General features: G+C 48.0%; 28 protein-coding genes. 21 read left to right on the forward strand and 7 right to left on the reverse strand.

Annotated features, from left to right (window positions below; genetic code table 11):
- Positions 1–32 precede the first annotated feature (32 nt).
- Together speB and speA are read right to left on the reverse strand one after the other, a co-directional pair.
- Positions 33–947 (reverse strand): agmatinase, encoded by a 915-nt coding sequence (gene speB / locus GVI43_RS05855; protein ID WP_159566063.1) that lies wholly within the window; start codon positions 945–947, stop codon positions 33–35.
- Between the two features lie 187 nt (positions 948–1,134).
- The gene (gene speA, locus GVI43_RS05860; protein ID WP_159565930.1) at positions 1,135–3,033 is read right to left on the reverse strand and encodes a biosynthetic arginine decarboxylase; all 1,899 of its coding nucleotides are present in this window, start codon (positions 3,031–3,033) and stop codon (positions 1,135–1,137) included.
- A 774-nt stretch (positions 3,034–3,807) separates the two neighbouring features.
- Between speA and metK the strand changes: the two genes are divergently transcribed.
- The 6 genes from metK (at position 3,808) to ruvX (ending at position 8,683) form a co-directional block, all read left to right on the forward strand.
- Positions 3,808–4,962 carry a methionine adenosyltransferase gene (gene metK, locus GVI43_RS05865; protein ID WP_159565931.1) on the forward strand — a complete coding sequence of 385 codons (1,155 nt, stop codon included), beginning with the start codon at positions 3,808–3,810 and terminating at the stop codon, positions 4,960–4,962.
- Between the two features lie 121 nt (positions 4,963–5,083).
- Positions 5,084–5,596 carry a SprT family zinc-dependent metalloprotease gene (locus tag GVI43_RS05870; protein WP_159565932.1) on the forward strand — a complete coding sequence of 171 codons (513 nt, stop codon included), beginning with the start codon at positions 5,084–5,086 and terminating at the stop codon, positions 5,594–5,596.
- Between the two features lie 236 nt (positions 5,597–5,832).
- Positions 5,833–6,564: a 16S rRNA (uracil(1498)-N(3))-methyltransferase gene (gene rsmE / locus GVI43_RS05875; protein WP_159565933.1), complete on the forward strand. Its 732-nt coding sequence runs from the start codon at positions 5,833–5,835 to the stop codon at positions 6,562–6,564.
- 11 nt (positions 6,565–6,575) lie between these two features.
- Entirely contained in the window at positions 6,576–7,526 is a 951-nt protein-coding gene (gene gshB, locus GVI43_RS05880; protein ID WP_159565934.1) for a glutathione synthase, read from the forward strand.
- A gap of 171 nt (positions 7,527–7,697) precedes the next feature.
- Complete coding sequence (locus GVI43_RS05885) at positions 7,698–8,261, forward strand: YqgE/AlgH family protein (RefSeq protein ID WP_159566064.1); 564 nt, start codon at positions 7,698–7,700, stop codon at positions 8,259–8,261.
- The gene (gene ruvX / locus GVI43_RS05890; protein ID WP_159565935.1) at positions 8,261–8,683 is read left to right on the forward strand and encodes a Holliday junction resolvase RuvX; all 423 of its coding nucleotides are present in this window, start codon (positions 8,261–8,263) and stop codon (positions 8,681–8,683) included. Before GVI43_RS05885 ends, ruvX begins: the two co-directional genes overlap by 1 nt.
- Here ruvX and GVI43_RS05895 read toward each other — a convergent pair.
- A complete protein-coding gene (locus GVI43_RS05895; RefSeq protein ID WP_159565936.1) occupies positions 8,675–9,691 on the reverse strand; it encodes a type IV pilus twitching motility protein PilT in 1,017 nt (338 codons plus the stop codon). The two genes, ruvX and GVI43_RS05895, sit on opposite strands and share 9 nt — an antisense overlap.
- Before the next feature lie 22 nt (positions 9,692–9,713).
- Here GVI43_RS05895 and GVI43_RS05900 point away from each other — a divergent pair, with 22 nt between their 5' ends.
- The 4 genes from GVI43_RS05900 (at position 9,714) to yggU (ending at position 12,250) form a co-directional block, all read left to right on the forward strand.
- Positions 9,714–10,415 carry a YggS family pyridoxal phosphate-dependent enzyme gene (locus GVI43_RS05900; RefSeq protein ID WP_159565937.1) on the forward strand — a complete coding sequence of 234 codons (702 nt, stop codon included), beginning with the start codon at positions 9,714–9,716 and terminating at the stop codon, positions 10,413–10,415.
- 29 nt (positions 10,416–10,444) lie between these two features.
- Positions 10,445–11,263, forward strand: a complete 819-nt coding sequence (proC, locus tag GVI43_RS05905; protein ID WP_159565938.1) for a pyrroline-5-carboxylate reductase — start codon at positions 10,445–10,447, stop codon at positions 11,261–11,263.
- 133 nt (positions 11,264–11,396) lie between these two features.
- Entirely contained in the window at positions 11,397–11,945 is a 549-nt protein-coding gene (locus tag GVI43_RS05910) for a YggT family protein (protein ID WP_159565939.1), read from the forward strand.
- Complete coding sequence (yggU, locus tag GVI43_RS05915) at positions 11,942–12,250, forward strand: DUF167 family protein YggU (protein WP_159565940.1); 309 nt, start codon at positions 11,942–11,944, stop codon at positions 12,248–12,250. The genes GVI43_RS05910 and yggU overlap by 4 nt, the downstream gene beginning before the upstream one ends.
- A gap of 29 nt (positions 12,251–12,279) precedes the next feature.
- On the opposite strand, the gene GVI43_RS05920 is transcribed toward yggU, so the two are convergent.
- Positions 12,280–13,083, reverse strand: a complete 804-nt coding sequence (locus GVI43_RS05920) for a CDP-diacylglycerol diphosphatase (RefSeq protein ID WP_159565941.1) — start codon at positions 13,081–13,083, stop codon at positions 12,280–12,282.
- A 267-nt stretch (positions 13,084–13,350) separates the two neighbouring features.
- Between GVI43_RS05920 and rdgB the strand changes: the two genes are divergently transcribed.
- Together rdgB and hemW are read left to right on the forward strand one after the other, a co-directional pair.
- Positions 13,351–13,944, forward strand: coding sequence for an RdgB/HAM1 family non-canonical purine NTP pyrophosphatase (gene rdgB, locus GVI43_RS05925; protein WP_159565942.1), 594 nt, complete (start codon positions 13,351–13,353; stop codon positions 13,942–13,944).
- Positions 13,937–15,067: a radical SAM family heme chaperone HemW gene (gene hemW, locus GVI43_RS05930; RefSeq protein WP_159565943.1), complete on the forward strand. Its 1,131-nt coding sequence runs from the start codon at positions 13,937–13,939 to the stop codon at positions 15,065–15,067. The genes rdgB and hemW overlap by 8 nt, the downstream gene beginning before the upstream one ends.
- 87 nt (positions 15,068–15,154) lie before the next feature.
- Here the strand turns inward: hemW and GVI43_RS05935 are convergent, their stop codons facing one another.
- From GVI43_RS05935 to trmB, 3 genes are all read right to left on the reverse strand, one after another.
- Positions 15,155–15,877, reverse strand: coding sequence for a DUF2884 family protein (locus tag GVI43_RS05935; protein WP_159565944.1), 723 nt, complete (start codon positions 15,875–15,877; stop codon positions 15,155–15,157).
- A 312-nt stretch (positions 15,878–16,189) separates the two neighbouring features.
- A complete protein-coding gene (locus GVI43_RS05940; RefSeq protein ID WP_159565945.1) occupies positions 16,190–16,519 on the reverse strand; it encodes a YggL 50S ribosome-binding family protein in 330 nt (109 codons plus the stop codon).
- Complete coding sequence (gene trmB, locus GVI43_RS05945; protein ID WP_159565946.1) at positions 16,519–17,238, reverse strand: tRNA (guanosine(46)-N7)-methyltransferase TrmB; 720 nt, start codon at positions 17,236–17,238, stop codon at positions 16,519–16,521. Before trmB ends, GVI43_RS05940 begins: the two co-directional genes overlap by 1 nt.
- Positions 17,239–17,484: 246 nt before the next feature.
- Between trmB and mutY the strand changes: the two genes are divergently transcribed.
- From mutY to GVI43_RS05990, 9 genes are all read left to right on the forward strand, one after another.
- Entirely contained in the window at positions 17,485–18,540 is a 1,056-nt protein-coding gene (gene mutY, locus GVI43_RS05950; RefSeq protein WP_159565947.1) for an A/G-specific adenine glycosylase, read from the forward strand.
- 2 nt (positions 18,541–18,542) lie between these two features.
- Entirely contained in the window at positions 18,543–18,815 is a 273-nt protein-coding gene (locus tag GVI43_RS05955) for an oxidative damage protection protein (protein ID WP_159565948.1), read from the forward strand.
- Positions 18,816–18,858: 43 nt separating this feature from the next.
- Positions 18,859–19,935: a membrane-bound lytic murein transglycosylase MltC gene (mltC, locus tag GVI43_RS05960; RefSeq protein ID WP_159566065.1), complete on the forward strand. Its 1,077-nt coding sequence runs from the start codon at positions 18,859–18,861 to the stop codon at positions 19,933–19,935.
- An 84-nt stretch (positions 19,936–20,019) separates the two neighbouring features.
- Positions 20,020–20,178, forward strand: coding sequence for a hypothetical protein (locus GVI43_RS05965; protein WP_159565949.1), 159 nt, complete (start codon positions 20,020–20,022; stop codon positions 20,176–20,178).
- Positions 20,179–20,762: 584 nt separating this feature from the next.
- A complete protein-coding gene (locus tag GVI43_RS05970) occupies positions 20,763–21,209 on the forward strand; it encodes a PTS sugar transporter subunit IIA (protein WP_159565950.1) in 447 nt (148 codons plus the stop codon).
- Positions 21,210–21,296: 87 nt separating this feature from the next.
- A complete protein-coding gene (locus tag GVI43_RS05975) occupies positions 21,297–22,682 on the forward strand; it encodes a PTS mannitol transporter subunit IIBC (protein ID WP_159565951.1) in 1,386 nt (461 codons plus the stop codon).
- A gap of 27 nt (positions 22,683–22,709) precedes the next feature.
- A complete protein-coding gene (locus GVI43_RS05980) occupies positions 22,710–23,978 on the forward strand; it encodes a zinc-binding dehydrogenase (protein ID WP_159565952.1) in 1,269 nt (422 codons plus the stop codon).
- A gap of 153 nt (positions 23,979–24,131) precedes the next feature.
- Positions 24,132–24,659, forward strand: coding sequence for an MltR family transcriptional regulator (locus GVI43_RS05985; protein WP_159565953.1), 528 nt, complete (start codon positions 24,132–24,134; stop codon positions 24,657–24,659).
- A complete protein-coding gene (locus GVI43_RS05990; protein WP_159565954.1) occupies positions 24,637–25,368 on the forward strand; it encodes a nucleoside/nucleotide kinase family protein in 732 nt (243 codons plus the stop codon). Before GVI43_RS05985 ends, GVI43_RS05990 begins: the two co-directional genes overlap by 23 nt.
- The last annotated feature ends 40 nt before the right edge of the window (positions 25,369–25,408 follow it).

Below are 25,408 nucleotides of genomic sequence, written 5' to 3' on the forward strand. Positions count from 1 at the left end.
CGGCATTTTACATGGTTAACCATAGGCTCAAATTACTTCTTGGCAGCCTGCATATACAGCATATCCAGCGCAACGCTGGCCGCAGCAAGCGCGGTAATCTCTGCATGATCGTAAGACGGAGCCACTTCAACCACGTCCATACCAACAATATTCAACGGCTGCAAACCGCGCAGAATTTTCATCGCCCGATCGGAGGTTAAACCGCCGCATACCGGCGTTCCCGTTCCCGGCGCAAACGCAGGATCCAGACAGTCAATATCAAAGGTCAGGTATACCGGCATATCACCGACGATGTTCTTAATCTGGGCTAATACATCATCAACGCTGCGATCGTTAACCTGACCCGCATCTAACACGGTGAAACCGTTATCCGTATCGTGCTCAGTGCGAATACCAATTTGTACTGAACGCTCAGGGTCAATTAGACCTTCATTTGGCGCATGGAAGAACATAGTGCCATGGTCAAATTTGCTGCCATTACCGTAAGTATCCGTATGGGCATCAAAATGAACCAGCGCCATTTTGCCAAAATGTTTCGCGTGAGCCCGCAATAATGGCAGAGTAACAAAGTGGTCACCGCCAAAAGTTAGCATACGTTTACCGGCGGCCAGAACCCGTTCAGCGTGAGCCTGAAGCTGCTCACTCATATCCTGAGCGTCACCAAAGTTGAATACCACGTCGCCGCAGTCAACAACCTTCAGTTTATCGCGCAGCTTAAAATTCCACGGCCAACGGCTTGATTCCCAAGCCAGATTGGTAGAAACCTGACGAATAGCGGCTGGCCCATGGCGGGCGCCTGAACGACCGGAGGTTGCCATATCAAAAGGAACACCGGTAATTACCCACTCTGCGTCACCGTTATACGGTTGAAAATCAAGCGGGAAACGTAAGAAACCAAAAGCATTGGAGACCAGTGAATTATCAGGCTTATTGCCAAGCGAGCTAATCATAGCATTCCTCAAAATGTCGGCGTTAAACTCCTGCTTTTAGAATTAAGCCAAGAGCCGATGAAAAAAATCTCTCCACGTCAGCATCGTGCGCCCAACGAAAAAGAGATTAGAAACTATAGCATCATATTTATCTAAAAATTAATGGATGGATACGCAGCTCAATATCCATCCACTTCGGCCTTAGTTACTCATCTTCAAGATAAGTATAGCCATATAGCCCGGCTTCAAACTCTTGCAGGAACTGCACTTCCAGTTCATCACTCAGATTAGCCGCCTTGATTTGCTCCCGATAGCGAGCCATCAGCGTTTCCGGATTCAGCTGCACATACTCCAACATTTCTGCCACTGAATTGCCTTCTTCTGACTGCTCAACCTCAACGGTACCATCGGCAAACACAAACACGTCTACCGATGCCGTATCGCCGAACAGATTGTGCATATTACCCAGAATTTCCTGATAGGCACCTACCATAAAGAAGCCTAACAGCGGCGGATTTTCTGCATCATAAGGCGGCATTGGCATGGTTGTCGCCATACCGTCGCCGTCAATATAGTGGTCAATGGTTCCGTCAGAGTCACAGGTAATATCCAACAACACGGCGCGACGCTCTGGGTCTTTATCCAGGCCGCTCAATGGCAGTACGGGAAATAGCTGATCGATACCCCATGCGTCCGGCATCGACTGGAACAAAGAGAAGTTCACGTACAGCTTATCGGCCATACGCTCATGCAGTTCATCAATAATCGGCCGGTGGGCGCGATTACTCGGGTCAAGCTGCTGCTGGATTTGGTGACAAATCGTCAGGAATAGCTGCTCTGCCGCCGCACGATGCGGTAAATCTAACATGCCGTGAGCATATTGAGTATGCACGTCATTGAGATCTAACTGACTGTCATGCAACCATTCCCGTAATGAACGACGGTTCTCTGGTTCCTGCATTTCCAGCCAGGTATCCCACAGGCTGGTCAGCGCTCTGGGAGCATCTTCTTCTGGCTGCGCAGGCTCGCTAAATTCATTACGCTCAACGCCAATCACGTTAGAAACCAGCACGGTATGGTGCGCGGTAACCGCACGACCAGACTCGGTAATCACCGTTGGGTGAGGCAGCCCGTGTTCATTACAGGCATCACCAATTCCCCAAATAACGTTATTCGCGTACTCATTCAGACCATAGTTTACTGAACAATCTGACTGAGAGCGGGTTCCTTCATAATCAACGCCCAGTCCGCCGCCGACGTCAAAGCACTGAATATTCACGCCCAGCTTATGCAGCTCAACGTAGAAGCGGGCAGATTCACGCACGCCGGTGGCAATATCGCGAATATTGGACAACTGAGAGCCTAAATGGAAATGTAATAGCTGCAGGCTATCAAGGCACTGTTCTTTACGTAAAATCTCAACCAGCGTCAGTACCTGCGTAGCCGATAAACCAAACTTGGATTTTTCGCCGCCGCTGGCCTGCCACTTGCCTGACCCCTGAGAGGCCAAACGCGCACGCACGCCAAGCCGAGGGATCACGTCAAGACGCTTAGCCTCTTCCAACACCATCTTAATTTCTGACATCTTTTCGATGACCAGATAAACCTTATGGCCCAACTTTTCGCCAATCAAAGCCAGACGAATATATTCCCGATCTTTATAGCCATTACACACGATCACTGAACGGGTAAAACAGGCGTGCCCAAGAACTGCCATTAGCTCGGCTTTAGAGCCCGCTTCCAGACCAAGGGGTTCACCGGAATTAACCAATGCTTCAATTACCCGACGGTGTTGATTAACTTTAATCGGATAAACCAAGAAATAGTTGCCCTCGTAGCCAAACGACTCACGGGCACGCTTAAACGCTGCGTTAATAGAACGCAAACGGTGCTGCAGTATTTGTGGAAAACAAAACAGTGACGGCAAACGTTGCCCTTTGCTCTGCATTCCTTCAACCAAAGTAGCCAGATCCACCCGAGCATCGGGAATATCAGGATCTGGACAAACAGTAATATGGCCTAAATCATTTACACCATAATAGCCACTGCCCCAGTGAGCGACGTTATACGTACGCATCATTTTGCTTGCGGAACCGTTTGTCATACCAACAAAACCTCTTAAATCTTAAAGCGAGATAATTCGCCCCGGGGCGACAGAACAAGTAAAACTCCCGAATTACTTAACCTTTATCTGAATTATGTCCTTCTTGGACCATAACTCTTTAGCCGAATAAGGATAGACGATAATATTGCTATTTCATATTGTTAATAACCCTATCGGCCCATCGAAGCTGATATTTTTGTATAGAAATATGTCACTCTGATAGTTTGATTATCGGATTATAAAAAACATAATTAAATCAGTAAATAAAAATCAATAACACCATTTTAAAGCCGTCTGGAAGATGCCACGATTATAATTCGGGCCAAAGGAATCTTTATTTAAGACAAAAATGCGAGGAAATCAGAAAATAAATAGTAATTAGCTGATTAATAAACTAGTTAACCCCGGACTGAATGTAAACAGCCGTTCAGGTTCACTTTCTGTTTGCGCGCTATTTTTCTGCCCGAACGGCGGCGATTGAGCACGGTAAAACGGCAAATCACGCCATTACTACACAAATTTTCCTTAAAGTACATTCACTTAGACCAAACTTCATCATTGCAAATTAAAAAACCGCTGGTAATCATCTCGGTGACTCCTTAGAATAGCCATCTAGATGTTAATCCGTCTATATCGATTAACCCACATATTCTGTGAATGGCTTTAATCTGCATGCGCGTTCTCTTTTGGTTCTATCACCGATGCTAAAAACGGTGCCGCCAGAGTGACAACGCGGCACCGTTTTTCAAACTGTCTTTAGAGGTAAAAGAAGAAATGGCCCAACACCTGTTTACTTCCGAATCCGTATCCGAAGGGCATCCTGATAAAATCGCCGATCAAATATCTGATGCAGTCCTTGATGCGATTCTAGAGCAAGATCCTAAAGCCCGCGTGGCGTGTGAAACCTATATTAAAACCGGTATGGTTTTAGTCGGTGGCGAAATTACTACCTCAGCCTGGGTTGATATTGAAGAACTAACCCGCCGTACCGTGTGTGACATCGGCTATACCCATTCCGATATGGGTTTCGATGCCAACTCGTGTGCCGTACTGAGCGCCATCGGTAAACAGTCCCGCGATATCAATCAGGGCGTTGACCGTAGCGATCCGCTGGAGCAAGGCGCTGGCGATCAGGGCATCATGTTCGGCTATGCGACTAACGAAACCGACGTATTAATGCCCGCACCGATTACCTATGCACACCGTCTAATGGAGCGTCAGGCTCTGGTGCGTAAAAACGGCACGCTGCCATGGCTGCGTCCTGATGCGAAAAGTCAGGTAACCTTTAAGTACCAAGACGGCAAAATCATCGGTATCGATGCGGTTGTGTTATCAACCCAGCATGCAGAAAGCATCGGCCAGAAAGACCTTCAGGAAGCGGTAATGGAACACATCATTAAACCGGTATTACCGGCTGAATGGTTGTCATCCGGTACCAAATACTTTATTAACCCGACCGGCCGTTTTGTTATCGGTGGGCCAATGGGTGACTGTGGTTTAACCGGGCGTAAGATTATCGTTGATACCTACGGCGGCGCAGCGCGCCACGGTGGCGGCGCATTCTCTGGCAAAGACCCGTCAAAAGTCGATCGTTCAGCGGCCTATGCTGCCCGCTACGTTGCCAAAAACATTGTGGCGGCTGGTTTAGCAGACCGCTGTGAAATTCAGGTTTCTTACGCTATCGGCATCGCGGAACCAACCTCAATCATGCTGGAAACGTTCGGCACTGAGAAAATTTCACACGACCGTCTGACCAATTTAGTTCGCGAGTTCTTTGATTTACGCCCTTACGGCCTGATTCAAATGTTAGATCTGATTAAACCGATCTACCAAGAAACCGCGGCCTATGGCCACTTTGGCCGTGAGCACTTCCCGTGGGAAAAAACCGATAAAGCGGCCCAACTGCGTGAAGCTGCCGGTCTGAAATAAAACCCATATTAGCAACATTCAACAACGGCGGTGGCTACAAGGCCCCGCCGTTTTTTATTGTTCACTTTTTATTGCTTACTTTATATTGCTCAACGATAACCACCCCGCTATGCTAGCCGCCATGACTACACTTCGTATCCCCATTGCTACTCAACAAACCGTTATGCGCTGTTTGCGCCACTATCTGGCGTTGGCTAACGCCTACCTGAAAGTCGACTATCCCGAACCTAAAGTCAGCTATCAGCAACGTGGAACCACTGCCGGAACGGCCCATCTTTCAGCCTGGGAAATTAGACTGAATGCCGTGCTTCTCACGGAAAATGGCCAACGGTTTATTGACGAAGTAGTGCCCCACGAATTAGCCCACCTGCTGGTTTATAAACAGTTTGGCCGCGTATCCCCACACGGGCAGGAATGGCAATGGATGATGGAAACGGTGCTTGGCGTTTCCCCAAGCCGTACTCACGCCTTTAGCGTAGTCTCCGTTCAGGGCAAAACCTTTACCTATCGTTGTCATTGTCAGACTCACTTACTAACCGTTCGACGCCACAACAAAATCGCCCGCCAAGAGAGCGAATACCGCTGTCGTAAGTGTCGGCAATTGCTTCAGCCAGATCCCAATCAACTCGATTAACTCGCTGTTTCCAAATATTTCTTGCCGTCAAAAGTGCCTCAGGGTTGAAGAGAAGCGACGACACGATTAAGCTTGTGAAGCTCAATTATGGTTCCACTAATCATGGTTCTCTGGCTATTCCCCATTCACTGACGCTGCGGCTAACGCATCGAGCGCGAAGGACATAACCGGCCAGAGAAACGCTTTTTTGATATATCCTGTTGGCTCAGGAAGAGACTGGAAGACTGAATAAAACTATGCGAATTCCACGCATTTATCACCCTCAACCGCTCAGCGTTCCTGACAATATCGCCCTGAGTGACGATGCGGCCAATCACGTCGGCCGGGTTCTGCGTATGCAACCGGGGAATAAAGTTTTGCTATTTGACGGCAGTAATCAGGTATTTAGCGCTGAAATTACTCTGGTTGATAAAAAGCAGGTACGGGTTCAGATCGCTGACCAACAGGTTGATGACCGGGAATCTCCGCTTAACCTTCACCTCGGGCAGGTTATTTCCCGCGGAGAAAAGATGGAATTCACCATCCAAAAATCAATCGAGCTGGGAGTCAATATTATTACGCCGCTGGTTTCAGAGCGCTGCGGCGTTAAGCTCGATCGCGAAAGGCTTGAGAAAAAAGTTCAGCAATGGCAAAAAATAGCCATTGCCGCCTGTGAACAGTGCGGGCGCAACCAAATACCGCTAATTCGCCCGGCTATCCGGCTAGAAGAGTGGTGCGCTGAGCCTGACGAAGGTTTGAAATTGAATCTACATCCCCGGGCCAGCCAGAGCATTAACACACTGTCGATGCCGATTAAAGATATTCGCCTGCTGATTGGCCCCGAAGGCGGGCTTTCACAGGAAGAAATTGATATGACGGCCCGCCATGGCTTTACCGATATCCTACTTGGCCCTAGGGTTCTTCGTACCGAAACTGCAGCGCTTACCGCAATTGCTGCCCTACAGATTCGCTTCGGCGATCTGGGATAAAGGAGATAGACATGATCAAGCTCGGCATTGTGATGGACCCGATTTCATCCATCAACATTAAGAAAGACACCAGTTTTGCTATGCTGCAGGAAGCCCAAAAACGCGGCTATGAACTGCACTATATGGAAATGAACGATCTGTATCTCCACACCGGCGAAGCCCGCGCCCGTACCCGTACTTTATCGGTGCAGGCGGATAAACAGCATTGGTATGATTTCCACGGCGAACAGGACATTGCCCTGCAGGATCTGGACGTTATCCTGATGCGCAAAGACCCGCCGTTTGATACCGAGTATATCTATGCAACCTATATTCTGGAACGCGCGGAAGTCAAAGGGACACTCATCGTTAATAAACCGCAGAGCCTGCGTGACTGTAACGAAAAGCTGTTCACCGCCTGGTTCCCTGAGTTAACGCCGTCCACTCTGGTGTCACGCAGCGCGGAGCATATTCGTAAATTCTACGCCGAACACGGCGATATTATTCTTAAGCCGCTCGATGGCATGGGTGGTTCATCCATTTTCCGCGTCAAGCCAAACGACCCGAACCTGTCGGTCATTATTGAGACCCTGACGGAGCTGGGCACCCGCTATTGCATGGTGCAAAACTTTGTTCCGCAAATTGCCGAAGGCGATAAGCGCGTGTTAGTGGTCGACGGCGAGCCGGTACCTTATTGCTTAGCCCGGATCCCTAAACAGGGAGAGACCCGAGGCAATCTGGCAGCAGGCGGGCGTGGTGAAGCCCGTCCGCTAAGCGAAAGCGACTGGAAAATTGCCCGTAGCGTGGCTCCAACTCTAAAAGAAAAAGGTTTGATCTTCGTAGGCTTGGACATCATCGGTGACAAACTGACGGAAATCAACGTAACCAGCCCGACCTGCGTGAAAGAAATCGAAGCGGCATTCCCCGACGTTTCTATCACCGGCATGCTAATGGATTCGATTGAACGTCGTCTGGCAAAATAGCCAGCGACAGTCAGTCTGGCCGTCTTACCGGCGGCCGGACCGTTTAGCGGTAGCAACCGCTCATTCCCCCGTGGGCTAATAGCTGAGCGCTACCGCGCTTATCTTGATATAATCGTCAACCATAAATTCCCCATGCCCTTAAATTTATTCAGCCAGCTGGTTTAAAACATGATGAATCTACAAAACCATTTCCTTATTGCTATGCCGTCTCTGGAAGACCCGTATTTCAGCCGTTCGGTCGTATATATCTGCGAACACAATGAAAACGGCACGATGGGCGTGGTTATCAATAAACCGCTGGAACAGCTGACGGTAGAAGAAGTTCTCGCTAAGCTCCATATTGAACCGACGCCGAAAGTATCCAATGTGCATCTGGCTCGGCCGGTATTTGACGGTGGCCCACTGGCTGAAGATCGCGGGTTTATTTTGCATACCCCGCTACAAAAATTTTCGTCCAGCATACAAATTGCTGAAAGCGTCATGATTACCACCTCTAAAGATGTATTAGAAACGTTGGGCACGGCCTCTCAGCCACCGGAAGCGCTGGTTGCATTAGGCTATTCTGGCTGGGAAGCCGGGCAGCTCGAACACGAACTATTAGAAAACAGTTGGTTAACGGTTGAGGCCGACAGCGAAATACTATTCCACACGCCAATTGTCGATCGCTGGCAGGCCGCCGCCCAAAAGCTGGGTATTGATATCCATACCATTACCACTCAGGTAGGCCACGCCTAATGGCTAATCGTACCGTGTTAGGATTTGACTTTGGTACCAAAAGCATTGGTGTCGCTATCGGTCAGGAAGTTACCGGAACCGCCCGTCCGTTGACCTCGTTCAAAGCCAAAGAGGGTAATCCCGACTGGCAACAGGTAGAGAAGCTGCTTAAAGAGTGGCTACCAGATTTGGTGGTGGTTGGCTTACCGCTCAATATGGACGGCACTGAGCAGCCGGTTACCGCACAGGCGCGTAAATTTGCTAATCGTTTACACGGCCGTTTTGGCGTTCAGATTGCGCTCCACGATGAACGATTAAGTACGGTTGAAGCTAGAGCAGACCTGTTTGACCGAGGTGGCTTTCGCGCGCTGGACAAAGGTAGCGTAGACGCGGCTTCTGCGACGATCATTTTAGAAAGCTGGTTTGAGAAACAGTTAGGGTAATGAGGAATAGTGGCATTCAGCAACCCTTCCCTGACTTATCAACTGGCGAATACTCTGCTCCATGGTTTGCATCCCTACCGCTGAACCTGTCTGTAGTATGCTTTGCAGTTGATGAGTTTTGTTTTCACGGATCATATTGCTAACTGCGGGCGTATTGATCAGTACTTCATACGCAGCCACCCGCGAACCCTGTACGTCTGGCAACAATCGTTGGCAAACCACGGCCTGAAGGGAATTGGCTAACTGGGTGCTGACAAACCGTTTTTCTTCTGCCGGAAAAACGTCAATGATACGTTCCATTAGCTGAATAGCCGAACGGGTGTGCAACGTTGCAAAAACCAGATGCCCTGTCTCAGCGGCGGTTAAAGCCAGGCGGATAGTTTCGGCATCGCGTAATTCGCCTAATAAAATGATATCTGGATCCTGTCGCAGAGCGGCCCTAAGCCCTAAAGAAAAAGACTCTGCATGCACCCCAATTTCACGCTGCTGTATGAGGCTGGTATGGCTCTGATGAATAAACTCAATCGGATCTTCGAGCGTAATAATATGCCGACTCGCCCGTTGATTAATACCGGCAATCAGCGACGCCAGCGTGGTTGATTTTCCGCTTCCAGTCGCCCCCGCAATAATAACCAGCCCGTCATCGCGGTCGCTAATATCAATAAGCGCGGTGGGAATACCTAAGGTGCTGACGTCCGGAATAACCGTTTGAATAAAGCGCAAAGCGACCGATATTCCTGAACGTTGCTGAAAGAAATTGGCCCTAAGCCGCACGCCGCCGTTTAATGTAATTGCGCAATCCAGCTGCCCTCTGGCACTAAACTGTTGCTGCTGATCGGCACTGAGCCAAAGTAAAAGCCAATCGTTTAACCACTGGCTGTCCAATTTATGGTCGCCACAGGCCCGTAAATCACCGTTAACGCGCAACATGGGTAAATGACCGGCAGAAAGGTGCAGATCGGATGCATTTTGCTTTACACTAAGGGCCACTAATTCGCACATCTTCATAACCGACTCCCTGAATAGACTCATGACAACTATCCAACAAAATCTTGATACAGTAAGGCGTCAGATTGCATTAACCGCACAACAATGCGATCGCGATCCAAAAGAGATTCAACTACTTGCAGTGAGTAAAACCAAACCTGTGATAGCCATTCAGGAAGCTATTGACGCCGGTCAGCGCCTGTTTGGCGAAAACTATGTACAGGAAGGTATAGATAAAATTCAGCACTTTGCCGATACCCCCTTTGCAGATCGGCTAGAGTGGCATTTTATTGGGCCGCTCCAGTCCAATAAAAGCCGACCGGTTGCCGAGTATTTTCACTGGATGCATACGTTAGACCGGCAAAAAATTGCCCAACGACTGAGTGACCAGCGCCCTGTCGGTATGCCAGCGTTAAACGTGCTAATTCAAATTAATATCAGCGATGAACAAAGCAAGTCAGGCATTACGCTGGCCGAATTGCCGCTGCTGGCAGAGCAAATTCACTCGTTACCGAATTTAATGCTACGAGGCCTGATGACTATTCCGGCACCGGAGTCGGATTCAGAGCGTCAGGAAGCGGTATTCCATCAGATGACGCTGGCCTATGAGCAGCTTAAATCCATTTACCCTCAGGTCGATACGTTATCAATGGGCATGACCGATGATATGAGCACCGCTATCCGGGCTGGCAGCACCATGGTTCGCATTGGTAGCGCTATTTTTGGTGCCAGAGATTACGCTTAATCAGACTACATTTATAAGGTAAGGCCCCTATGCAACATCGTAAAATTGCGTTTATCGGTGCCGGTAATATGGCTAAAGCTATCATTGCCGGATTAGTGAACGGCGGATACCCTGCCGGGCTCATCACCGCCTGTTCCCCGTCGATAAGCAAAGAAAGTGAACTACACCGCCAATATGCGGTGAACTGCAGTAACGATAACGTTGAAAGCGCCCGACAGGCGGACGTCGTGGTATTCGCGGTTAAGCCCCAAATGATGGCCGAGGTTTGCACCCCGATTAGCCAGCAGGTCGCGCTGGGCGGGAAGCTTATTCTATCTATCGCCGCCGGAATAAACGTAGAGCGTTTTTATCAGATGCTGGGGAAAGTGGATATTATCCGCATTATGCCCAATACCCCATCGCTGATCGGCTTGGGTATGAGCGGGCTCTATGCACCAGCCAACGTCACGCCGGAAGACAAAACCTTTACCGCAACTTTGATGGAATCGGTGGGTAAAATATGCTGGGTGAATGACGAAAGTGGTATAAATAGCGTTATTGCGGCTGCAGGCAGCGCTCCGGCCTATTTCTTCCTGTTTATGGAAGCCATTCAACAGGAAGCTGAACGCCTTGGCTTTAGCCCTGAAACCGCACGGTTATTGGTACAACAGGCAGCGCTGGGCGCGGCTCATATGGTTGAAGCTAACCCACAAATTGAAATCGATACTTTGCGCCAGCAGGTTACCTCTAAAGGCGGAACAACGGCCGAAGCGCTACGCGTATTTAATGAAAATGGCCTGTCAGAAACGGTGGCGTCGGCCATGCAGGCAGCGATCAAACGCGCGATTGAAATGGAAAAATCGCTTTAAAATACAGATCTGGCAATGAGTTAACGGCTTCATTGCCATTTTTCCTTGATTTACTATATGCTAGCCCCCAGATTTAATGATGAATGCATTGATCTAATGCGATCATCAAACAGACAATAGCCAAGGATTGAACATGCAATTTTTATCTTTTGTAATTTTTACCGTGCTCGATCTTTACGTATCCGTATTGCTGCTGCGGGTGTGGATGCAGTGGGTCAGGGCTGATTTCTATAATCCGTTCTCACAGTTTGTTGTCAAAGTAACCCAACCGGTGATTGGCCCGCTGCGCAGAGTAATTCCTGCCATCGGCCCAGTCGACACGTCTCCATTACTATTGGCCTATGTATTAACTTTGCTGAAGTATGTACTAACTATCGTACTCACCAACGGCCAATTCGTTTTCTTGCCTATATTTATCCCTTTAGCGCTGATAGGGCTGCTGACTGCCGCAGGGAAACTGCTGTTCTGGGTAATTATTATCCGCGCCCTGATGAGCTGGATAAGCCAAGGCCGTAATCCGGTCGATCAGCTATTAATTCAGCTAACTGAGCCACTAATGGCCCCCATTCGCCGCATTTTACCCTCCATGGGCGGTATTGACCTGTCAGCCATGATAATCATTATGATGCTGTATGCGTTGGATTATCTGAAAGCCGACGTGATGGCTCTGCTTCTGGGATGAGTGCCGTAGAGCAGTTGCCCGACGCCATGGTTTTACGCCTGTATATTCAGCCAAAAGCCAGTCGGGATCAGATTGTCGGCCTGCACGGAGAAGAGTTAAAGGTGGCCATCACCGCTCCGCCGGTCGATGGTCAGGCTAACGCTCATCTGATCAAGTTTCTCGCGAAACGGTTCAAGGTAGCCAAGGGAATGGTGGAGATTGAAAAAGGTGAGCTAGGCCGACATAAGCAGGTAAAAATACATCATCCTCAGCAAGTTCCGCCGGAAGTGGCGGCCATCATTGAACAGCAAAGCTTATCGAGTTAGCCAATATGGCAAACTCGCGAAAACGTGAATCACAGCTTGTCCGCGGTCTTCAATAAATCACACTGATAGTCCTGAATATCGCCGGTATACCCAAAATCCAACGCCAGAAGATCGAACTTATTAGCCAATAGCAGATACATCGGAACACGATTTTTGCTGGTATAGGCGACTAACGCCAGACCGTACATTCCCATCTGCTTATCTGCCCCGGGTACCTCCTGCGCTAAACGCAGGAACGGGCTCATCTGCTGAAACTGCGAGTCGGTTAAAGTCCGGGCAATATATTCATGATTATTAATACCGTATTCCACCGGCGTCCAGCGCTCACTAAACCTACCTAACTGGGCTTCCAAGTGGGCTTTTACTTCCGGCTTAATACACGAAATATGAATATGAAGCTGATCCTGACTTCGACCGTAGGATGAGTTAACGGTTAAAGAAACAATGTCTCGTGGTACCGGCTGTTCTGATTTCTGAGCGATAAAGGTGCGCTCCTGCCAGGCTTTTTGAAAATAGTCAGTGGTCGTTGCATCCAGTAAGGTATCGCTTTCAATGCCCCCGATCGGTGTCGTTGGCATCAGTAAAAAATGCAGTGGCCCCCGACGATCTTTAAATACCAAATACCCTCGTTGAGCATCAGGTGTAAGAACGACCTTTAGGCAAGAAGGGTTGGCTGGAAGCGCCTGAGGTATACATTCCTGACTCACAATATTCCACAGCCGATCGGAATGGTTACGAAACCACCCCCACAAGATAGCTAAAATAACCAACAGGATGACAAAAATACTGGCTATCCACTTCAATACCTTTATGACGCTATGTTTATTTATCATCAAACACTTTTATATTAAGAAGCATATTAGAAATCATAGCAGACATGTAACAAAGCATATCAATTCAAAAGATAATGTTTCATTCACCTCAAACTAATTGGCCAAATGAGTTTTTACAGGCACTCCTGCCGCAATTTTGGCGACAAAAAATAGCGCAATAAGCCCTTCAATGCCAGATAAACTCATCAGCCGGAAAACTTTGAGTTATGCTATGTGCCATCAGCATTACATCATCTAATTTTAATCAACCGATGGACTTCCTAACTAATGCAAAAACTTGTTCTGGCAACCGGCAACCCCGGTAAAGTTCGTGAGTTGGCAAACCTATTGGCAGATTTCGGCTTTGACGTAGTGGCTCAAACCGATCTCGGCGTAGATTCAGCCGATGAAACCGGATTAACCTTTATTGAGAATGCCATTATCAAAGCGCGTCATGCCGCGCAGGTTACCGGTTTACCGGCCATCGCGGACGACTCAGGCATTGCCGTTGACTGCTTAGGCGGTGCTCCGGGTATCTATTCCGCCCGTTATGCCGGCCTTGATGCCAGTGATAAAGACAATCTTGAGAAACTACTCGACACGCTGAAAGAGGTTCCGGAAGGAAAACGTCAGGCTCAGTTCCACTGCGTATTAGTCTATATGCGCCACGCTGACGACCCTATTCCGTTAGTGTTTCACGGTAGCTGGCACGGTGAAGTGCTGTTTAGCCCGGTCGGCGAAGGTGGGTTTGGCTATGACCCCATATTTTACATTCCTGAATTAAACTGTACCGCCGCTGAACTCAGCCGCGAGCAAAAAAGCCAGATCTCTCATCGGGGACAGGCGCTAAATATGCTGCTGGACGCGTTACGCAATGCTTAATTTACCGCCGCTGAGCCTTTATATTCATATTCCGTGGTGCGTGCAGAAATGCCCGTACTGCGACTTCAATTCCCATGCGCTGAAAGGCGGAATTCCGGATATAGAGTATGTGGATCATCTGCTGTCCGATCTGGACGCTGATGTTACCCTCACCAGCGGCAGGCCGGTTAGCACCATTTTTATCGGCGGCGGAACGCCAAGCCTGTTAAGCGCACAAGCCATGCAGCGCTTACTCGACGGCGTTCGTAGCCGGTTAACCTTGGCTATTGATGCCGAGATTACGATGGAAGCGAACCCCGGTACGGTTGAAGCTGAGCGCTTTAGCGCCTACCAAAAGGCCGGAGTCAACCGGATATCTATCGGCGTTCAGAGCTTTAGCCCCACTAAGCTGGAGCGCTTAGGAAGAATACACGGGCCTCTTGAGGCCAAACGCGCCGCTGAACTTGCTCAAAACCTGAACCTACGCAGCTTTAACCTCGACCTGATGCACGGCCTGCCTGACCAGTCACCGGACGAAGCCCTTGACGATCTGCGTCAGGCTATTGCGCTTAGTCCACCGCACCTGTCGTGGTACCAGTTAACCATTGAGCCTAATACGCTATTCGGCTCCCGGCCTCCGGTGCTGCCTGACGACGATGCACTGTGGGATATCTATCTGCGCGGCCACGCCTTACTCAGTGAAGCTGGCTATCAGCAGTATGAGACCTCGGCCTATGCTAAACCCGGCTATCAGTGCCAGCACAACCTCAACTATTGGCGATTCGGTGACTATCTGGGCATCGGCTGCGGCGCTCACGGAAAGCTCAGCTTCACCAACGGCCGAATTCTGCGCACGGTTAAAACCCGGCATCCTCGCGGCTATATGACCGGTGATTATCTGGACAAACAGTACGACGTTGACGCTGATGAACGCCCGTTTGAATTTTTTATGAACCGTTTCCGCCTGCTAGAAGCCATGCCTCGGTCAGACTTCACCCGCCTGACCGGGCTAGATGAAAGCGTGATTCGGGATAAAATTATTAGCGCACAGGAAAATGGCTATCTGTTGGAAACCGCAGAACGGTGGCAACTGACTGAAAAAGGTAAATTATTCCTGAACTCCTTGCTGGAGCTGTTTCTATAATCATTTAAGCGCGGTGACCGGGCTTTCACCAATTAATTAAGCCCTCAATTTTGAGGGCTTAATTAAAATGTAAATAACGTTGATATATTACGGCAACGCCTTGAGTAAATCAGTGCGCTGTTGTTCCAGCAGGGTAACTTTTCCACAAGCTTCGTTACCGAACCGATCAAAATCCTTCTCTTGTTTCTTCCACTCATTCTGAATATCTTGCTGTAGGCCACCCAGATTACCTAACAGAGCCTGTAGTGGATTATCAGACTTAGCGACACCGGCAAGCTGCTTAGCGCCCAGCTCATTGATGCTGTCTTGAAGAACGCCACCAAGGGTGCTGTTCAGCAGAGTACGGCCATTAGCCTCAACCTGAGTAATAGCCTGATGGTGGAAAGCTAAACCTTCTGCTCGAGGCTCCAGCACTTTTTCCATCTCTTTGGTCAAATCGCTACTGAGCGTAGTCAGGCGCTTGCGTACGTTACTCTCTGTGCCTAACTGCTTAACGATAATGCCGTCCAGTGAACTCTGTGCAACGGTCAGACGGGAGCGAACGCCATCATTAACATAAGGCAGCGTAGTACGGATATTTTCCTGATAGCTTACCGCCTGTTGACGTGCAGTAGACGATAGCGTCAGAGCTTTACCATTGCGGGTTACATCACCATTTTTAGCAATAACCAATTCACCGCTGGCACCCGCTATTTTCACGGTCTGTGGACTAATAAAAATGTCATCTTTTGGCTCTACATTACAGTTGTAAGCCGCGTTAGCCTGCATCGCCATTAGCATAGCTAAGGCTGCACCGGTTTTTCGTAACATAACTCTTCCTCAATGATTAATGCGTCGGTCGTATTTCACCAGTTATAGACACCGGCTCACTTTGAGCGTTCATTTAAATGTGGGACCAACGGCTCAAGGTCTGACATGACAAAGTAGTTTGATTTGACTGGCGTGTAAATTTCATCTGAAAACAACGCTTCGGAACAGGATGATTATCTGGCATAGCTAATACTCAAATGAACTCAATACGAACGGAATTTACGTAAAAGCCGACTGAATAAAACTAATCGAAAACAAAAACGCCCATAAAAACGGGCGTTTCTCTTTTCAGACTGAACATCACAACCGCGATTAATCGAAGTAATTAATATCCATTAATTCGCTAGATTTAACATTGTTCATTCCGTTAGATTCTAACCACTTGCTGACAACGGCGCGATGTTCTTCAGTACATTTACCGATTTTCTGCAGGCAAACAAGGCCATCCCACTGCAAATAACCACCACCTTCAAAAGACAGGTCGTGGGCTTCAAAAACTTCACTGATAAAGCGATCAATGGCTGCATCAACTTTCTCAACGGTAGTTCCTTCAGGAAACTCCCAGCTCACCATAAAGCCGATTTCCTGAAATTCATCAAGACGCATCTTTTTACGTAAACGACGACTACGTTGTTGTGCCATTATTCAATCCTCTCAAACATCAAATCCCAAACGCCGTGCCCTAAACGCTGACCGCGCAGCTCAAATTTAGTGAGCGGACGAGAATCAGGGCGCGGCACATAAGTACCATCAGCAGACAAATTACGATACGCTGCAATCGCGTTCATAACCTCCAGCATATGTTCAGCATAGTTCTGCCAGTCGGTAGCCATATGAAAAACGCCACCCACTTTTAATTTCTGTAATACCAACCCGGCAAACCGCGTTTGAAGAATACGGCGTTTATGGTGCCGAGCTTTATGCCACGGGTCAGGGAAAAATAGCTGAACCATGTCCAGAGAAGCATCAGGAATCATTTTCTCCAGAACTTCGACCGCATCGTGACACATTAGCCGTAAATTGGCTACGTTAGCCTCATGGGCAGAAGACAAACAGGCACCCACGCCCGGGCTATGAACCTCAATACCAAGAAAATTCTGCCCCGGGTTAGTTTCTGCCATTTTAACCAGAGACATTCCCATACCAAAACCAATTTCCAGCGTTACCGGTGCCTCTCGGCTAAACAGTAGCGATAAGTTTAATGGCTCAGGCTGAAATTCTACGCCCATTACTGGCCAAAAGTTGTCCAGCGCAAACTGTTGCCCTTTGGTCAAACGCCCCTGACGGCGAACAAAGCTGCGTATACGGCGCAGCGCGCGGCCGTTTTCATCAAACTCTGGCGAAATTACGTCATTCATCATAAAGGTTCTGTTTTTCTATGTAGTCGGTGTATATGGTCTATAACGATATATCGGCGGCATAATACCTTATATTGCTCCCGTACTTAAACAATCATCCCGACAAACTCGCCCAAATTCTGCCAAAGTTAATGATTCTGTGCCTTAATGACAGAAAGATAGCCTGTCAGGGCAAGTTACAGTTTACTCTGCTGCCTGTCTGTGCTGGAATCACGCCATCTTTTTATCATGCTGGAAATATCACACTTTATGATGCAAGCGCAGTCATTTGCACAGGCAGTTCTGAATTGGTATCAACAATTCGGTCGAAAAACGCTTCCCTGGCAAATTGAAAAAACGCCTTATCATGTCTGGCTGTCTGAAGTTATGTTACAACAGACACAGGTGACAACCGTGATCCCCTATTTCCAACGCTTTATCGAAAAATTCCCAACTATCTCCGATCTCGCTGCCGCACCGACCGATGAAGTGCTGCATCTCTGGACAGGGTTAGGCTACTACGCCAGAGCCCGTAACCTGCATAAAACCGCAAAGAAAATAGCGGACGAACACCAAGGCATATTCCCGACTGATTTTGAAACCGTTAACGCGCTGCCCGGCATTGGCCGATCTACCGCCGGGGCGGTGTTATCTTTATCTCAAAACCAGCATTATCCTATTCTCGATGGCAACGTGAAGCGGGTTATTTCCCGCTGTTATGCCGTTGAAGGCTGGCCGGGTAAGAAAGATGTTGAAAAACGGCTGTGGACAATCAGCACCGACGTTACCCCGGCAAAAGGCGTAGCCCAGTTTAATCAGGCAATGATGGACTTAGGGGCAATGGTCTGTACCCGTTCGCGGCCCAAATGTGAGCTATGCCCGCTGAATATGGGCTGTATCGCCTATGCAAACCAGAGCTGGGCCAGTTATCCGGGCAAGAAGCCAAAACAGCAAATACCGGTAAGAAACGCATGGTTTCTGTTATGGAAGAACAATGATAGAGTCTGGCTAGAACAACGACCGGACGCCGGGCTATGGGGTGGGCTGTATTGCTTCCCACAGTTTAGCGACACTGAATCAATGGCGCTCTGGCTGAAAAACCACGGTATGTCCCTGCGCGATCTAAAGCAGCAAATCGCGTTCCGTCATACTTTTAGTCATTTTCATCTGGACATCGTTCCGATGCTACTCGATTCGCTGCCCGCCAGCACCCTGATGGACGAAGGCAAAGGGCTTTGGTACAACCTGAGCCAGCCGCCATCAGTCGGATTAGCTACGCCGGTCGAACGATTATTAAATCAGCTTAGATATCAAAACGAGGATTAAGCATGAGCAGAACCATTTTTTGTACTTACCTGCAAAAAGAGTCCGACGGGCAGGACTTCCAGCTTTATCCCGGCGAAATAGGTAAACGTATCTTCAATGAAATATCAAAAGAAGCCTGGGCGTTATGGATGACCAAGCAGACGATGCTCATCAACGAAAAGAAATTAAATATGATGGATCCTGAGCATCGTAAACTTCTTGAGCAAGAGATGGTCAATTTCCTGTTTGAAGGGAAAGAAGTCCATATCGAAGGATATACGCCGCTAAACAACTAACCCTTATACTCTAAATAATTGAAGCTACATCATGACAGTTAACATAAAAAAACTCTGTGCGATATTATTAATCACGCCGCTCCTGTTCTCATGCGGCGGCGGAAAAAAATCGTCCGATGACAGCGATCTTTACGCTAAAGACACTAATGCGTTTGACATTCTAATGGGCCAGTTTGCCCATAACGTCGAAAACATTTGGGGCATGCATGAGGTGTTAATCGCCGGGCCCAAAGACTACGTGAAATATACCGACCAATATCGCACCCGCAGTCACATTAACTTTGACGCCGGTACGATTACTGTCGAAACCCTTGCCGCAGAAAATCCCCAGGCCAGCCTGCGTCAGGCAATCATCAATACGTTACTGATGGGTGAAGACCCGCAAACCACTGACCTCTATTCTGATGCCAATGATATCCAAATCAGCAAAGAGCCCTTCCTGTACGGGCAGGTCATGGATCAGGATGGCAATACCATCCGTTGGGAATGGCGCGCCAGCCACTTTGCCGACTACCTGCTACAGGCTAAATTGAAAAAACGCACCGCTGGCCTCAAAGTTATCTGGTCGGTTGAAATTCCGTTAGTGCCAAATCACTTAGATCGACGCGCCCACAAATATTTGCCGCTGGTGCGTAAGGCCGCGCAAAAATATAAAGTGGAAGAGTCTCTGATTCTGGCAATTATGCAAACTGAATCCAGTTTCAACCCATATGCGGTCAGCCGTTCCGACGCCATGGGCCTGATGCAGGTTATGCAGCATACTGCGGGTAAAGACGTGTTCAAATCTCAGGGGAAATCTGGCGTACCAAGCCGTAGCTATCTATTTGATGCAGAGAGTAATATTGATACCGGCACCGCTTATCTGGCAATACTGCAGAATTCTTATTTAGGCGGAATATCGAACCCTACTTCGCGGCGGTATGCGGTAATTACGGCGTACAACGGCGGAGCCGGTAGCGTACTTAAAGTCTTCTCCAGCGACAGAAATAAAGCGCCGGGCGTCATTAACGGTATGTCACCGGGCGATGTTTATGAGACGCTGACCACCAAGCATCCGTCCGGCGAGTCACGTAACTATCTGAAGAAGGTCAATACCGCTCAGAAAAGCTATCGTCGGTAACAGACTGAAGTATTAAAATCTCATACATCGGGGGCTTCAGCCCCCGATGATAAGCATAAAGTTTGACTAACAAGGATATAACCCATGGCCGGTATCAGCATTCCTCAGATTGTTACTATTGTTGCAGTAGTTGCTATCGCATTCTATTTGCACAAAAGTAAGCAACGCAAACAGGCGGCCGAAACTGAAAATAAACAGCGGCAAATTAATGCTGAAAAGCAAAATCAAACGCCACCGCAATAACCGGTTGCTAAATAACGGCATTGATACGCTATCAATGCCGCCAATTTAATCAACAGCTACGACATCAGTAAAACTAGAATTATAAAACTAAGGCAGCAAACTAATTTACCGAGAGGTTATTCTTGGGCTTGGTGAATTATTAAATGCTGATGTGTTTAATTCTATTCAAGAATGGCTTACCATAAGTGGCTTACGGTAATTAAAGCATGGTGAAGACGACGGCCACATCTAGTTTATAAAAATTAATTTTATCAACCGATGAAATCAGATATTAATCACAAAAATAAAAAATTAAATTAATTTTTTATCTGTGAAATATATCAAAAAAACTCTATTGACTTTTAAAACATTAATAAATAATGCGAGAAATTTTGTGATATCAATTCACATTTTCTCATTATTTAAAAAATCCGAGATCTCGCTCATGAAATTGAGCTTATATCCTCCTATATTGCTAATAAATAATAACCCTCCTATTCTCCCTCTCAATTATGGCGGCTGATTCAATTTAATTAATCAGTGCCCCATGTAGAAATAAAGGTGGCCATTGTTCGGCCATTGCCATGAATAGAAAAGGATTAACCATGACGACGCTTATTAATTTTTTCACTCCGGATTCCTTTTCAATTCATCAGTCAGCGTCCGATTGGCAGCATGCTATTGACCTAACAACCGAGAGCATGATCAGAAACCAATACGTTGAACCTCGTTACTCTCAGGCCATTAAAGACTCAACCAGTAACTCCGGGCCTTATTACATTTTGGCTCCCGGTATTGCCATGCCCCATGCCCGTCCTGAAGAAGGCGTAAAACAAACGGCGCTCTCCATGACGCTAATCAAAGACGGCGTGGACTTCGGTCATGACAACGAACCGGTTTACCTACTTATTGGCCTTGCCGCAAAAGACGCAGACTCTCATATCTACGCCATTCAGGCTCTGAGCGAAATGCTGTGTGAAGAAGAGTGCATAGAACAATTAATCAACGCAACCTCCGTCAGTGAATTACAAGAGATAGTAAAACGTTATTAAAACTCAAAATTATGTCTCCCAACGTGATTGAACGCAGCGGATTCAGGCACTCAGGGAATAACTACTTAAAATAACAGGACAACCGTTATGGCATCGATATCAATAAGAGCTAAAGTCCAGTCATTCGGCGGCTTTCTTACCGCCATGGTCATTCCCAACATCGGCGCGTTTATCGCATGGGGATTGATTACCGCACTGTTTATCCCTACCGGGTGGATGCCCAGTACACACTTCGGCGCGCTAGTTGGCCCGATGATCACCTATCTACTCCCGCTCATGATTGGCTATACCGGCGGTAGCTTAATCGGAGGTAAACGCGGCGGCGTAATGGGCGGAATCGGCACCATCGGCGTTATCGTCGGCGCAGATATTCCGATGTTCATCGGCGCAATGGTTATGGGTCCGTTAGGCGGCTGGATAATTAAACACATCGACCGCATGCTGGAAAAGAAGATCCCTGCCGGCTTTGAAATGGTGATCAATAACTTCTCATTGGGTATCGCCGGTATGCTGCTGTGCCTGCTGGCCTACGAAATTATTGGCCCAATGGTGCTTGAAGCCAACAAAGTAGTGAAAGTAGGCATTGAAGCGTTGGTTTCCACCGGATTTCTACCGCTTTTATCGGTTATTAATGAACCGGCCAAAGTGCTATTCCTGAACAACGCTATCGATCAGGGTATCTATTACCCATTGGGCATGCAGGAAGCCGCTCAGACCGGCAAGTCTATCTATTTTATGGTGGCATCAAACCCTGGTCCCGGACTGGGCATGCTGCTTGCCTTCACCCTGTTCGGTAAAGGGATGAGTAAGCGTTCAGCGCCGGGGGCGATGATCATCCACTTCCTTGGTGGTATCCACGAACTGTATTTCCCTTACGTTCTGATGAAACCGTTAATGATTATCGCCATGATTGCCGGTGGTATGACGGGCACCTTCGTCTTCTCTCTGCTGGATGCCGGTTTAGTTGCTGGCCCAAGCCCGGGTTCGATCTTCTCTTATCTGGCCTTAACGCCAAAAGGTGGATACTTGGCAACCTGCGCCGGTGTCGCTGCGGGTACGTTAGTATCTTTCATCGTCGCCAGCATCATTTTGAAACTTGAACCATCGTCAGAAGAAGACCGCTTTGCGGACTCTCAGGACGACGTTAAGCAAATGAAGTCTGAAGGTAGCAACCGAGCCGACATTCGCTTTATCGCCTTCGCCTGTGACGCAGGAATGGGTTCCAGCGCCATGGGTGCAACCACCTTTCGTAAGCGCTTGGCACAGGCCGGACTCAATATAGAGGTGAAGCACTTCGCCCTCGAAAATATTCCCGCTCAGGCTGACATTATCGTAACGCATTTAAGCCTTGAAGACCGGGCGAGGGCAACAACCGATAAACCACTGGTATTAATCAAAAACTATCTTGGAGACCAAAAACTTGACCAGCTCCTTGAGGATCTTATCCGTAGCCAAAAACCGGTGAACGATTAATATTCAATTAATACAGAGAGCCATACGATGAAAACGAAAGTTGCGGCCATTTACGGCAAAAAGGATGTACGGATCCGCGAATTTGAACTGCCGCCAATTACCGATGATGAACTGTTGGTAAAAGTTATCTCCGATAGCGTCTGCTTATCAACCTACAAGGCCGCGCTGTTAGGCAGTGAACATAAACGAGTGCCCGATGACATCGCAGAGCATCCTGCGATTACCGGCCATGAATGTGCGGGTATCATCATTGAAGTTGGCAAAAACCTGCACGGCCGATTTAGTGCCGGAGAAAAGTTTGTATTACAGCCGGCAATGAATCTGCCTACCGGCTACTCGGCAGGCTATAGCTATGAGTTTTTCGGCGGAAACGCCACTTACATGATTATTCCTAAGCAGGCTGTCGATCTCGGCTGCGTATTGCCTTACAACAGCAACTATTTTGCTAACGCTTCGCTGGCAGAACCGATGTGCTGCATTATTGGCGCTTATCACGCCAGCTATCACACCACTGCCTATGTGTATGAACACCGGATGGGCATCAAGCCCGCTGGCAATTTGGCGCTGTTGGCCTGCGCAGGCCCAATGGGACTAGGCGCAATTGATTACGCCATTAACGGCGATATCAAACCCGCGCGCATTGTCGTCACCGACATTGATGAAGATCGCCTGAATCGCGCCCGCCAGCTACTGCCGGAGTCAATGGCTAAAGCCAAAGGCATTGAGCTGATATACGTCAACGTTAGCCAGCTTAGCGATCCGGTTGCTACGCTGAAAGGTTATACTAACGGGCACGGCTACGACGATGTCTTGGTTTTTGCCGCCGTTGATCAAGTCATAGAGATGGGTGACGAACTGCTGGCCGAAGACGGCTGCCTGAACTTCTTTGCTGGCCCGACCGATAAAAAATTCAAAGTACCGTTTAATTTTTACCACGTTCACTACTCCGCCACCCATATTGTTGGTACCTCTGGTGGCTCAACCGGCGATATGATTGAAGCCCTTAATATGTCTGAAAAAGGGCTGATTCAGCCATCGTTTATGGTAACGCACGTTGGCGGGCTGGATGCGGTTCCGGATACCGTGCTCAATCTTCCGCATATTCCCGGTGGTAAAAAGCTTATTTATAACCACATTACGATGCCATTAACCGCAATCAGCGACTTTGCCCGTTTGGGTGAAACCGATCCTTTCTATGCGGAACTGGCAAAAATATTGGCCGAAACCCACGATGTGTGGAGCGAGAAAGCCGAACGGTGGCTATTAAATTACTTTAACGTAAGTACTGAATATTAAGCGTTAACCCGCACAGTAATTAAATCGAAAACGCTGGGCCGGTGGCGATAGCCTCTGGTTCAGCACTTTTGATTACCCGGACTTGAGGAACTGTAATATAATTCGGCTATTCAACAGTTAATATCAACAATGAATAAGGTTTGATAGATAAGGATGGTAGCACTCACCGAAGATGAAATCATTGAACAGCTTGAGCAGATAACCGACCTGCAAGCGTTTATCCAGAAAGCGAATGACTTTCTCTTCATCGGGCTCAAAAACTTCCTACCTTATATATTTATTAATGACGATCCGGATATTCAGGAATACGCCGTTAAACCGTTATTAGCCAAGGCCGGTCCGCTGGACGATATCCATATTTCCCTGCGTTTAGTTTATGCGCTGGGAAAAGTGCGAAAAGAGCTGTATGCGGATATTTTTAGCCTGACGCAGTTTAATGATTATCTGGCCAATGAAGCTAACGTTCCCGATTTTAGCCATGATATTGTTTATACCTTGCTGAATAACCTCAATGCAGCAACCGGAAATACCCAGCTTATTGATGCTATCACTAAGATGAAATTTTCTGACTTTACGGTTTACAGTAAAGAACGCTACAGCAATCTGGTGAAAACAGCGCTAATACTTTCAGTGACCACAATCTTGAAGGAACTTGTCGATGAATGTGGAATTAAATGTTAACGGCTTCAGCTATATCGCCTCATTTCCCGATAGGGATATCAACAATATTCATCTTCCCCTGCTGCATCAGCTAACCCAGTTACTGAAACAAAAGCAGCGCCAGCATCAGCAGCGTTTAGTGGTTTTTTTAGCCGCCCCTCCCGGCATTGGTAAATCTACGCTGACCGAGTTCTGGCAAATATTATCGAAACAAGACACCGAACTACAGGATCTACAGGGTTTGCCGATGGACGGCTTCCACCACTACAACAGCTATTTGGATGAGCATCATCTGCGCAGTCGTAAAGGTGCTCCCGATACCTATAATCTCGACTTACTGAATCAGTATTTGGCAAAGCTGCAAAACGCACAGGCAACCTGGCCTGCCTATGACCGGAATTTACACGATCCGGTACAGGACGCGATTAAAGTCACGGCTCCGATTGTTGTTATTGAAGGTAACTGGTTGCTGTTGCAGGAAGCTGGCTGGCAGGATCTGATTAAGTACTGTGACTACAGCATTTTTGTCGCAGGTGACGTCAGTGACCTGAAACAGCGCTTGGTCAGCCGGAAAATGAAAGGCGGAAAGAGCCAGAAAGAGGCCGAGAGTTTCTTTGAAAAATCAGACGGCCCGAACGTGTTGCGCGTTCTGGAGCACAGTAAGCAAGCGGATCTAATGCTGATGATGTTGGAAGATGGCTCGTATCGCAATCAGAAGTCATTGGCGTAATAAATGCGGTAAGCTGGGCTAGTTTGAGCTTGATAAGCGA

The organism is Budvicia diplopodorum, from assembly GCF_009800925.1.
In the GTDB taxonomy this organism is placed as follows: domain Bacteria; phylum Pseudomonadota; class Gammaproteobacteria; order Enterobacterales; family Enterobacteriaceae; genus Budvicia; species Budvicia diplopodorum.

What these genes read in the sequence shown, in the direction of transcription:
- speA (WP_159565930.1), bottom strand. Translation starts at nt 3,033, where the DNA reads ATGACAAACGGTTCCGCAAGCAAAATGATGCGTACGTATAACGTCGCT.
- metK (WP_159565931.1), top strand. Translation starts at nt 3,808, where the DNA reads ATGGCCCAACACCTGTTTACTTCCGAATCCGTATCCGAAGGGCATCCT.
- GVI43_RS05870 (WP_159565932.1), top strand. Translation starts at nt 5,084, where the DNA reads ATGACTACACTTCGTATCCCCATTGCTACTCAACAAACCGTTATGCGC.
- rsmE (WP_159565933.1), top strand. Translation starts at nt 5,833, where the DNA reads ATGCGAATTCCACGCATTTATCACCCTCAACCGCTCAGCGTTCCTGAC.
- gshB (WP_159565934.1), top strand. Translation starts at nt 6,576, where the DNA reads ATGATCAAGCTCGGCATTGTGATGGACCCGATTTCATCCATCAACATT.
- GVI43_RS05885 (WP_159566064.1), top strand. Translation starts at nt 7,698, where the DNA reads ATGAATCTACAAAACCATTTCCTTATTGCTATGCCGTCTCTGGAAGAC.
- ruvX (WP_159565935.1), top strand. Translation starts at nt 8,261, where the DNA reads ATGGCTAATCGTACCGTGTTAGGATTTGACTTTGGTACCAAAAGCATT.
- GVI43_RS05895 (WP_159565936.1), bottom strand. Translation starts at nt 9,691, where the DNA reads ATGAAGATGTGCGAATTAGTGGCCCTTAGTGTAAAGCAAAATGCATCC.
- GVI43_RS05900 (WP_159565937.1), top strand. Translation starts at nt 9,714, where the DNA reads ATGACAACTATCCAACAAAATCTTGATACAGTAAGGCGTCAGATTGCA.
- proC (WP_159565938.1), top strand. Translation starts at nt 10,445, where the DNA reads ATGCAACATCGTAAAATTGCGTTTATCGGTGCCGGTAATATGGCTAAA.
- GVI43_RS05910 (WP_159565939.1), top strand. Translation starts at nt 11,397, where the DNA reads ATGCAATTTTTATCTTTTGTAATTTTTACCGTGCTCGATCTTTACGTA.
- yggU (WP_159565940.1), top strand. Translation starts at nt 11,942, where the DNA reads ATGAGTGCCGTAGAGCAGTTGCCCGACGCCATGGTTTTACGCCTGTAT.
- GVI43_RS05920 (WP_159565941.1), bottom strand. Translation starts at nt 13,083, where the DNA reads ATGATAAATAAACATAGCGTCATAAAGGTATTGAAGTGGATAGCCAGT.
- rdgB (WP_159565942.1), top strand. Translation starts at nt 13,351, where the DNA reads ATGCAAAAACTTGTTCTGGCAACCGGCAACCCCGGTAAAGTTCGTGAG.
- hemW (WP_159565943.1), top strand. Translation starts at nt 13,937, where the DNA reads ATGCTTAATTTACCGCCGCTGAGCCTTTATATTCATATTCCGTGGTGC.
- GVI43_RS05935 (WP_159565944.1), bottom strand. Translation starts at nt 15,877, where the DNA reads ATGTTACGAAAAACCGGTGCAGCCTTAGCTATGCTAATGGCGATGCAG.
- GVI43_RS05940 (WP_159565945.1), bottom strand. Translation starts at nt 16,519, where the DNA reads ATGGCACAACAACGTAGTCGTCGTTTACGTAAAAAGATGCGTCTTGAT.
- trmB (WP_159565946.1), bottom strand. Translation starts at nt 17,238, where the DNA reads ATGATGAATGACGTAATTTCGCCAGAGTTTGATGAAAACGGCCGCGCG.
- mutY (WP_159565947.1), top strand. Translation starts at nt 17,485, where the DNA reads ATGATGCAAGCGCAGTCATTTGCACAGGCAGTTCTGAATTGGTATCAA.
- GVI43_RS05955 (WP_159565948.1), top strand. Translation starts at nt 18,543, where the DNA reads ATGAGCAGAACCATTTTTTGTACTTACCTGCAAAAAGAGTCCGACGGG.
- GVI43_RS05965 (WP_159565949.1), top strand. Translation starts at nt 20,020, where the DNA reads ATGGCCGGTATCAGCATTCCTCAGATTGTTACTATTGTTGCAGTAGTT.
- GVI43_RS05970 (WP_159565950.1), top strand. Translation starts at nt 20,763, where the DNA reads ATGACGACGCTTATTAATTTTTTCACTCCGGATTCCTTTTCAATTCAT.
- GVI43_RS05975 (WP_159565951.1), top strand. Translation starts at nt 21,297, where the DNA reads ATGGCATCGATATCAATAAGAGCTAAAGTCCAGTCATTCGGCGGCTTT.
- GVI43_RS05980 (WP_159565952.1), top strand. Translation starts at nt 22,710, where the DNA reads ATGAAAACGAAAGTTGCGGCCATTTACGGCAAAAAGGATGTACGGATC.
- GVI43_RS05985 (WP_159565953.1), top strand. Translation starts at nt 24,132, where the DNA reads ATGGTAGCACTCACCGAAGATGAAATCATTGAACAGCTTGAGCAGATA.
- GVI43_RS05990 (WP_159565954.1), top strand. Translation starts at nt 24,637, where the DNA reads ATGAATGTGGAATTAAATGTTAACGGCTTCAGCTATATCGCCTCATTT.